The organism is Neisseria sp. P0001.S005 (assembly GCF_051963715.1).
This window is the reverse complement of sequence record NZ_JBQCTZ010000365.1, coordinates 1-1,868: the sequence shown is the minus strand read 5'-3', so window position 1 is coordinate 1,868 and position 1,868 is coordinate 1. Positions and strand designations below refer to the sequence as shown.

General features: G+C 47.4%; 2 protein-coding genes. One reads left to right on the top strand and one right to left on the bottom strand.

What is annotated here, in order from left to right; all coding sequences use genetic code 11:
* A partial coding sequence (locus ACTHSP_RS20195) for a cytochrome C assembly family protein (protein ID WP_440346790.1) occupies nucleotides 1-791 on the bottom strand: 791 nt, incomplete at its 3' end.
* A gap of 181 nt (nucleotides 792-972) precedes the next feature.
* Here ACTHSP_RS20195 and ACTHSP_RS20190 point away from each other — a divergent pair.
* A partial coding sequence (locus ACTHSP_RS20190; RefSeq protein ID WP_440346789.1) for a signal recognition particle protein occupies nucleotides 973-1,868 on the top strand: 896 nt, incomplete at its 3' end.

Genomic DNA, 1,868 nt, shown 5'->3' with positions numbered 1-1,868 from the left:
ATTTCTAGGACAAATTTACTGCCTACATAGGCAAAAATCAGACTGACAAATCCGACAATAGTCCAAACGGCGGCTTTTTTGCCGCGCCATGCGGTCATACTGTGTTTCAACAATAATGCGCCATAAATCAACCACGACATAATACTGAAGATGGTTTTATGCGTGAAGGTCATGGGTTTGCCGAAAACGGCTTCGGCAAAAAACGTCCCGCTGATAACTGAATAGGTCAATAAAATGAAACCTGCCCAAATACCTTGGAACATGAGTTTCTCCAAACTCAATAATGGCGGCAAGAAGCTGACCAATGCGGAAAAACGGCGTTTGTGCAAATTACGGTTGATTAAAAGGATTAGGATGGCAAATAAGGTAACGATGCCAAACAATCCGTATGCAAGCAATGATGATGCGATGTGCGACAGTGGCAATAAGTCTACAATTTGGCGACCTGAAAAATCCCCCGGGAAAAGGAAACCCAACAATAAGGTCAATGCGGCACAGGGATACAATAAGAGTTGCACTCCGCGCAGACAATAAAAGAAGCTGCCCAAGCAATACATCATCAGCATCAGCCAGACTATCAGACTGAGCGAATAACCAAAACCGGTAATCAATACCCTATCCTGCAATACAGGGAACATCAATGCTGCGCCATGTACCAATAATGCGCCGCTCAAAATCAGCAACTCGGTTTTCAGCGGGTAAGACTTATTATTGTGCTTTTTATGTTGCAACCAGGAAAATGCGCCCAATCCGGCATACACCAGCATAAGGCAGATTAAGACAATCGGCATAAATATCTTTCTCAATAGACATGTAAACACTTGCAAACAACCGGCAGGGTTTCAGACGGCCTTGGTGTGCGTATTTGTGTTCTTGAAGCATAACTTCGGACTATCGTGTAAAATAATCCGAATTTTATTTTAACAAAGAATGCCCTGTATTGGGCAGCTATTCTCATTATCAAGGATAAGTATGTTAGACAACCTGACCAACCGCTTCAGCAAGGTACTTAAAAATATTCGCGGCCAATCAACGCTGACCGAAGACAATATTAAAGAAGCCTTGCGCGAGGTTCGTCTTGCCCTGCTGGAAGCCGACGTTGCATTACCCGTCGTTAAAGAATTCGTCAACACAGTCAAAGAACAGGCCCTTGGCCAAGAAGTCGTCGGCAGCCTGACGCCTGACCAAGCCTTTATCGGCGTGGTCAACCAAGCCTTAGTCGAACTGATGGGCAAGGAAAACAAAACGCTGGATTTGTCGGTTTCACCGCCTGCCATCGTTTTGATGGCCGGTTTGCAGGGTGCCGGTAAGACAACAACCGTCGGCAAACTCGCCCGCCTGCTGAAAAACGATCAGAAGAAAAAAGTTTTGGTGGTATCTGCCGACGTTTACCGCCCTGCCGCGATTGAACAGCTGCGTCTGTTGGCCGAACAGGTCGGCGTGGACTTTTTCCCATCCGACACCAACCAAAAACCGGTTGAAATTGCAACTGCCGCCGTCGATTATGCCAAAAAACATTTTTACGATGTATTGATGGTCGATACCGCAGGCCGTTTGGCAATCGATGAAGAGATGATGAACGAAATCAAAGCGCTTCATGCGGCAGTCAACCCGGTTGAAACTTTGTTCGTTATCGATGCCATGCTGGGTCAGGATGCGGTAAATACAGCTCAGGCATTTAATGAAGCCCTGCCGCTGACCGGTGTCGTATTGACCAAGATGGACGGCGACTCGCGCGGCGGTGCGGCATTGTCCGTACGCCATATAACCGGCAAACCGATTAAATTTATCGGTGTCGGCGAGAAAATCAACGGCCTCGAACCTTTCCACCCCGACCGTCTTGCCAGCCGTATCCTCGGCATGGGCGA